The organism is Pseudomonas sp. 05N434, from assembly GCF_056396965.1.
The window spans coordinates 1-7,616 of the sequence record NZ_JBFTMK010000367.1; the positions used below are offsets into that span (position 1 = coordinate 1).

Annotated in this window: 5 protein-coding genes and 2 pseudogenes; all 7 read right to left on the reverse strand. The window is 61.2% G+C overall.

Annotated features, from left to right (window positions below; translation table 11 throughout):
• A partial coding sequence (locus AC1DLB_RS20705) for an oligosaccharide flippase family protein (RefSeq protein WP_477785554.1) occupies window positions 1–784 on the reverse strand: 784 nt, incomplete at its 3' end.
• Window positions 781–1,782 (reverse strand): polysaccharide deacetylase family protein, encoded by a 1,002-nt coding sequence (locus AC1DLB_RS20710; protein WP_064618741.1) that lies wholly within the window; start codon window positions 1,780–1,782, stop codon window positions 781–783. The genes AC1DLB_RS20710 and AC1DLB_RS20705, both read right to left, overlap by 4 nt.
• Before the next feature lie 12 nt (window positions 1,783–1,794).
• A pseudogene (locus AC1DLB_RS20715) lies at window positions 1,795–2,703 on the reverse strand (glycosyltransferase); the annotation flags it as partial.
• Between the two features lie 2 nt (window positions 2,704–2,705).
• Window positions 2,706–3,647, reverse strand: a pseudogene (locus tag AC1DLB_RS20720) (glycosyltransferase family 2 protein); the annotation flags it as partial.
• Window positions 3,644–5,011 (reverse strand): O-antigen ligase family protein, encoded by a 1,368-nt coding sequence (locus tag AC1DLB_RS20725; RefSeq protein ID WP_477785555.1) that lies wholly within the window; start codon window positions 5,009–5,011, stop codon window positions 3,644–3,646. The pseudogene AC1DLB_RS20720 and the gene AC1DLB_RS20725, both read right to left, overlap by 4 nt.
• Window positions 5,008–6,063, reverse strand: coding sequence for a glycosyltransferase family 4 protein (locus AC1DLB_RS20730; RefSeq protein WP_477743822.1), 1,056 nt, complete (start codon window positions 6,061–6,063; stop codon window positions 5,008–5,010). The genes AC1DLB_RS20725 and AC1DLB_RS20730 overlap by 4 nt, the downstream gene beginning before the upstream one ends.
• A 32-nt stretch (window positions 6,064–6,095) precedes the next feature.
• A partial coding sequence (locus AC1DLB_RS20735) for a GumC family protein (RefSeq protein ID WP_477785556.1) occupies window positions 6,096–7,616 on the reverse strand: 1,521 nt, incomplete at its 5' end.

A 7,616-nucleotide genomic window follows, 5' to 3' on the forward strand; every position in this document is an offset into this window, starting at 1 on the left:
GCAGCAACTCGGCGGCAGCGCTGGCCATGGCGTAATGACCCAATGCCGTACTGCCGAGCAAGGCACCGATGAACAGGTAGTCGGAGCGCAGAATGACTTGCTGGAACAACAAATCGGGATGGCTACGGGCGCTGTAGCGCAACAGTTCTTTCTGGCTGGCGCGGTCCCATTGCAACGTCAGGGGTTGCGCACGGTTGAGCCAGACCCAGCCAGCCAGCACCACCAGGCTGATGCCGGCCAGCCAACTGATCAGCGCCGCTTCCAGCGCGGCGTCTTTCCACATCCAGAACAAGGCGATAAACAGCAGCAGTGGCGCCAGCGACTCCACCAGCCGCAAGGCATTGAACGCCACCACACCGCCCGACGCGTTGTGCAATGTCAGCAGGCCGCTCTTGAGCACGGTCAACGGCACCGCCAGCAGCAACAGCCAGGCGAGCAATCCCAGTTGTGTGGTGATGTCGAGTTCGCTGCCGAACTCGCGGGTCAGCGCCACCACCAGCAACGTCAGCAACCCCGCCAGCAGGCAACCGAATACCAGCACCTGACTCAGCAGCAAACCCATGGGCCGTTGCTTGGCCGCCTGATAACCCACCGCCGAATTCAGCCCGCCGCTGGTGGCGGCGCTGATCAAGTCGGGCAGGGTACTGAGCAGCGCAAACAGGCCGCGCTCGCTGGGCCCCAGAATTCGCGCCAGCAATACGTTACGCAGCAGGCGCAGGCCGATCATCGCCAGTTTGGTGCCCATGCTCAGGGCGAGGTGTTTGAGGTAGTGGCTGCGACTCATGGCCGGGCTCCGCGGTAGATGCGCCACGACAGCAACTCCGGGTTGCGTGCCGTGCGCTGGCTGATGCCGATCCGTGGTAAGGCCAATGGATCTTCGACGCCACGGTAAATCCCGCTGGCGGTGCCCAGGGCAAACGCAAAGTCGTGGTCGGCCACATGCTCGCGCACCCGCGCATCGTGGTCGCCATTGGGGTAGCAATAGACCGGCAGCGGCCGGATGCAGCCGTTCAACAGTGCATTGCGGCTGCGGCTCAATTCTTCATCCAGGTGTTGATCGTCAAGCTCGGTGAGTAGCGTGTGGCTGGCGCCGTGAGGGCCAAAGCGGATCAACCCGCTGGCTTCCAGCGCGCGCACTTGATGCCAGTCCAGGGCCTGGGGCAACGACTCTTCAGGGCATTGATTGGTGAGCCGGTTCAGTTCGCCCGGCGGCAGGTTTTTCAGGCTTTGCAGAAAATGCAAAAGCGCCAGGCTACGGCGCTGCACATCCAGATCATCGAGCAGCACCGGTAACGGTCGCCCGATCTGTCGCAGGCATTCAATCAAGTGCGTCCGGGCTTTTTCACCATGGCTGTGCCACAGGGTTTCCCCCAGGCTTTCCCACCAGAAGCGTTGCCGGCTGCCGATGAAGTCGGTGGAGAGAAAAATGCTCGCCGGCATCTGATACCTTTTCAGCAACGGGAAGGCATTCAGCGCGTTGTCGCGCCAGCCATCGTCGAAGGTCAGTGCGACTTTGGGACGTTCCGACATGGCGGTGCCGGGTTGCAGAATTTCCATCAGCGGCACGCAGTCGAAGTGTTTTTTCAACCAGAGCAGCAGATGGGCAAAGGCCTTCGGTCCCACGCACAGTTCATTTCGATGAGGCAGGTCGGCGGCGCGGTCATTGGGCAGCACCCGGTGCAGCATCAGGATCACCCCGGCACCGTGCAGTTGGTGGCGGCCTACCGGCGAGTTGAGATAGAGCCAGCCACTGGTGCGTTTTAATAATTGTCTGATCGCCATGGCGCGGTCCTGTCAACGATTTTGCTCGGGGTTCCACTGCGCGTACCGCTGTCCACGCAGGAACTGCCACAGACCGATACTCATCCCGGCAAGGGTCACCAGAAAGAAGCCGGCGAGGCGAAAGGGTTTGGGCAAACGGTGTTGCACATCCAGCAGGCCGGCGATGGCCACCGCATAACCGAGCAGTTGCGCGATCAGGCTCAGGCGATAGAAGCCATGGACGTTCCACAGCCAGAAGTTGCTCAGCAACAACGGCAGTAACAGGATCGGTGCCAGGCGTCGAATCAGTTTGTGGCTGATCAGCGCAATCGCATACAAGCCATGGCGCCATGGGTTCAACAGTTCCCGGCGCTGGGCCAGGCTCTGCAAACCACCGACGGTGACGCGCAGACGACGGCGCCATTGTTTGTCGATCTCATCGACGCCCTGGTCGATCACCCGGGCTGTGGGCACATAGACAATGCGTTTGTGCGCCACCGGCGCGCAGGTACTGATAAAGAAATCATCGTTGACCTCCGACGGCACGTTCTGGAACAACTCGCGACGCAGGGCGAGCAGGGCGCCGTCGGCGGAGACCATGCAGCCGGTACGATTTTCCACCATGCGCAGCCAGCCTTCGTAGTGCCGATAAAGGCTGTCGCCCAGGCTCAGGCCCTGGCCCGCCACCGGGATCAACATGTGTCCGGCGCAGGCCCCGACCTGTGGATCGGCCAGGGGCGCGAGCAATTGGCCGAGGGTGTCGGTCGACCATTGGTTGTCGGCATCGGTGAACACCAGAATCTCGCCCGTGCTCAGGGCAACGGCGGCATTCAAGGTGGCTGCCTTGCCCTGACGGGGCAGGTCGAGCACGCTGATGCGCGGGTCGATGACCTTGCGGGCGCAGGCCACGGTGTCGTCGGTGGAGCCGTCGCTGGCCAGAATTTCCAGCGACAAAGGCTCAGGATGAGCGCGGCACCCGCCAGGTGCAGACGCACCCAATGCAGGCCCCAGAGTTGCAGCATCAGGCGCAGGTCGCGGTGTATCAGGCTCTGGCGCAGACTTTGGGCGAGCGCTGGCAGGCTGGTGACGAACAGCATGAATAGCGCCAGTAGGGGGAAACCGTTGAGCAGGGCGGATAGCGCCATGAAATCCAACACCCAGGCGATGATCGACAGCATCGGGAAACGCAGTAAACGCAGATTCATGCCGTGGCTGCGCAGTAATTGCAGGTGACTGCCCTGACGCCAGAACTCCTTGCCCATCCATTCGCGCCAACTGCTCTCGTAACCCCAATGCAGGGCAACGCTCTGGTTGACGGCCAGCAGGCGTGCGCCAGAGTGGGAAAGGCGCATGGTGAAATCTTTGTCTTCGCCGGTGCGCAGGTTTTCGTTGAAGCCGCCGACCTTGTCGAACCATGGACGACGCATCAACAGGTTGGAACTGGGCAGCCATCGCACTGCTTTCATGGTTTCATCGTTCGGGCGCAACGTGCGGCGTTGCCAGGCATTGGCATACCACGGGGCTTCGGCCGGGGTGTGCAGGTCCAGTCCCAGGACGTCGACCTGAACCGCGTGTTGGATGCTCAACAACAGCGTGAGCCAGTCCTCGGGCATCTCGATATCGGCATCGATGAAGCCCAGCCATTCGCCTGTCGCCATCGCCGCCCCGCGATTGCGCAGGGCGCCGATCAGCAGCCCGGGCAGCACCAGCACCTGCGCCCCGAGCTGGCGAGCGATGTGCGGGCCCTGATCGTTGGAGCCGTTATCGACCACGATCAGCTCGCATTCCATCCCGGCAGCTTGCGCGGCTTTTTTCGCGGCAAGCAAGGTGCGGCCGATGTGTCTGGCCTCGTTGTACATCGGGATGGCAATGCTGATGCGGTTCATGCCCTGGCCTCCGTCGGCGGACGTTCTTCCGCCTTGAGGCGCAACACCCAGGTCAGGGCGAGCATGATCCACAGGTACTTGTGATTCGGTGCGCTGAGGAACATCAAAAACAGTGTCAACGACAGATAACTGATGCCCAGGTGGGTGATCAGGTCGGCCTGTTCCCAATCCCGTCGCAGCATCCAGGCTCGACGGGCGCGGACCAGGTTGTACATCCCAAGGCCGAGCATGCCGACGAACAACAACCCGGCGGGAATCCCCAGTTCACTGAAGATTTCCAYGTACGTGTTGTGAGCACGGCGGTACAAGTCGCCGGGTTTGCGGTTGGCGGAAAACACCTTGGCGTAACCGGAGGTGGCGTAGTGCAGCGGGAAGGTGCCGGGGCCGGAGCCGAGTAACGGGTGTTCACGAATGATCTGGCTGCCGACCACAAGGTATGACGTGCGGCGGCCGAGGGATTCGTCCTGGCTTTTGGCGCCTTCTTTCAAGACGCTCAAGGACTGGATGCGCTTGAGGTAACCGGCCGGCATCGAATAAATCCCCACCGGGATCACGAGCGCAAGGCCGAGCATGGCAAAACCCAAGTGGCGCGGCCGGATGCGTGGCAACTGCGCGCGGTAGTGCCAGGCGCCGATCATCAAGCTCAGGAACAGGACCACCAGCCCGGAACGGGAATCGGTTTTGGTCATGCCGCCCAACAGCAAAATGCAGCAGCCGCCCCAGAACAATCGGTGCAACAGGTTCGGGCCGCGGATCACCAGCAGCAGGGCCAACGGCACGGCGAAGGCGATCAGCAGGGCAAACGAGTTCGCGTCTTCCAGCAGCCCGGCGGCACGGCCCTGGTCCTGATACTTGGTGGAGAACATGGCTAGCACAGAGGTTGCGGCGACGCTGAGGGTCACCAGCCGGGCGAACAGATCGAGGTTCAAATCACGGCCAATCAGCAAGGTGATCACAAACAGCACCAGGCCGACGCTCAAATCCCGTAGATGACTTTGGGACATGTCCATGCTGTCGGTATTGATCATACTCAACCCGTACAACACCATGAATCCGATCAGGTAGCGCCAGATGTTGCTGCGCAGGCGCTCGGACGGAATCTGGTGAATGGCCAGTTGCAACATCAGGACCAGTGCCAGTGACGCACCGATGAATTTGGTGCCTGACAGCGCGTTGCCCTTGAAGAAACCTTCGAATGGCACCAGCGCCGCGATGCCCAATAACCCCCAGGCGGGTTTTCGGTAGAGCACACCGACAGCGACCATGCCGAGCACCGCGCCGGGCGCCAGATAGGGGTAAGGGCTGGCCAGCAAACCGAGGCAGACCAGGGCGAGCAGACTGACGATCGAGAGCGGAAAGATCACGCGCGTGCCTCCCGTGCAGTACGGATATAAAGCTGCGACCAGCGTTCGGCCAAGGCCTTCAGGTCGTAACGGTCCTGTTGCGTACGTCTTGCGTTGTCGATCAGTTCGCGAGCCAGTACCGGCTCACTCAGCAGCGTGTCGAGCTGCCGGGCGAGGGCGACGCTGTCGGTGGGGGGCGCCAGCAGACCGTTGTGCCGATCCTCCAGCACATCGGGAATTCCGCCGACGCTGAACGCCACCACCGGCACTCCGGCCTGCATTGCTTCGAGCAAAATCATCGGCGTGCCCTCGGTGCGCGAGCTGATCACCAGCGCATCGAGTTGCGGCCACCAGCGGTTCATGTCGGTCTGGTAACCCGGCAGGGTGATGCGGTTGTGCAAGCCGGCGGCGGCAATTCGCGCCAGCAGGGTTTCCCGTTCCGGGCCATCGCCGAGCATCACTGCGTCCAGTTGCGGATGTCGGTGACACAGCGCAATCAGCGCATCGAGAAACAGGTCCGGGCCTTTTTCATGSGTCAGCCGACCGACATAGCCCGCCAGCCAGCGCGGGTGTCTGGCGTTGTGGGGCAGCAAGCCGTTGGCGGTTGGCAGACCATTGGGAATCACTTGCAGCTTCTCCTTCCGAACACTGGCCTTGCGGTGCAGCGCTGCGATGCTTTCGGCCACGCACACCACCCGATTCACCGACGCGGTGCGGCACAGTTGCAGGCTCAGCCAGCCGTAGAAGCGTTGCTTGCGACTGCGCGGGGTGAAACCGTGCTGGGTAATCACCAATGGCAAGTCAAACAATGTCGCGCCGACCCAGCCAAACACCAGGCCTTTGAAATTGTGCGTATTGATCAGCGGATGTTCAGCCCGCCGATAACGTAAATGACCCAGCAATTGCCCCAGTCCCGCGAAAGCGCGGCAATCGACCCCGGCCTCGCGGAACCGGTCGATCAGGGCCGGCGGCGCATCCAGAAACAGCACCTGGTGGTGCCCTGGCGTCGCCAGGCAATGGTCCAGCAACATCCGCTCAGCGCCATAAAAGCCGCCGCTGCTGATCAAATGCATAATCGGCAGCGCGCTGGCGTTGAGCGGCCCGTTCAATGGCGCACCCAATACATGAAGCTAGGCACGGTCCAGTTCTTGTGCGGGTTGTTCGGCAGGACGTCCTGATCGTTGATCACCAACAGCACCGGCAAGCCCAGTTCATGGGTGATTTGCGCTGGATGTTTGAAGCTGTGATCGAAGAACTCACGCACGTAGACGAAGGCAATCGCCAGCAGCAGACCGGTCAGCATTCCGAACGGAATGATCAGCAGCGGTTTGGGAAACGCCACCTCGGACGGTTCGAACGGCGGGYTGAGCACCCGGGCGTTGGACAAATCGCTGTCCAGCGCGCGGGCGGTGCTGCTTTCGGCAAAGCGCTGGGCGTAGGTGGAGAACGCCGCGTGCAAGGCATTGATCTCGGTATCCATCTGCTGCAACTTGCTCTGCGCCACTTGCAACTGGTGGATACGGTTCTTGAACTCGGCGATGCGCGCGGTTTTCTGGTTGATCACCGAGGTGACAATCGCCAGGTCGCTGGTGCGTTCCTGAATCCGGTTGCTGACGATTTTCAGGAACTGCTGACGGGTGCGGGTAATTTGCTCACGGGCCAGCAGCATCGGTTCGCTGCCCGGCTGGAACACCGCCAGGTCATTCATGTAGCGACTGACTTGAGTCGTCAGCTGCTCACCGATCTGCCGGATCTCCCGGTCTTCGAAGGCAATGTTGTCCACCGTGGTGGTGAAGGTGAAGGGGAAGGTGTAGTCGTTGAGCCGAGAGGTATTGTTGGCCGCCGCCAGCGCGGTTTTCAGGTAGTCGAGCCAGCGCTGGCTTTGCAGCAAGCGATCCTGATACTGGTTCAGGTTCTCTTCCTCGGTGTTGATGGCGTTGAGGCGGAAGGTGATTTCTTCCTTCGGATCGGACGCACCGATCTTTTCGAGCAGCGCCAGTCGAGTGCCTTCCAGGCCATCGAGCCGCACCTGATACTGCTTCTTCTTGGTTTCGTAGAAGCTCTGTGGCAGATCGATCGATTGCAGTTCCTGACGGCTGGCCAGGTAGTTTTGCAACATCGTTGCGACAAACCGGGTGCCTTGGGCCGGATCGCTTGAGCTGTAGATAATGGAGATCACGTTGGAGCCGGGCAGGGTGTCGATCTTCAGGTTATCGATGGCCTCCTGGGTGAAGGTATCCAGGGAGGTGTCCCGCACCGGATCGATTGCAAGCCCGAGCGCGCCGCGCACCGGGTTGATCACGTATTCACGCAAGGGGTTGGTCACGAAACGCTGGATCGGTACGGTCACCAGTTTGTTGAAGGCCCCGGGGTTGGGCGTGTATTCGCCTTTGGCCTGAAGGTCACTGATGGTCTGACGGATCAGGGCCGGCGAGCGCAGGATATTGCTCTCGGTTTCCATATCCGCCAGTGATGGCGGAATGAAAGAGGCATCGCCTTGGGTCAGGGATGTGGTGGCGTCGCCCTGAGAGAGTTTTTTGGACTGCACGAGCACCTGCGCGGTGATATCGAAGCTCTGTTTGAGCACCAGTGGCAGGAGCAGGGCGATCACTGCAAAGATCAGGAA

Coding starts and splice junctions, on each gene's coding strand:
- AC1DLB_RS20710 (WP_064618741.1), bottom strand. CDS start 1,782: ATGGCGATCAGACAATTATTAAAACGCACCAGTGGCTGGCTCTATCTC.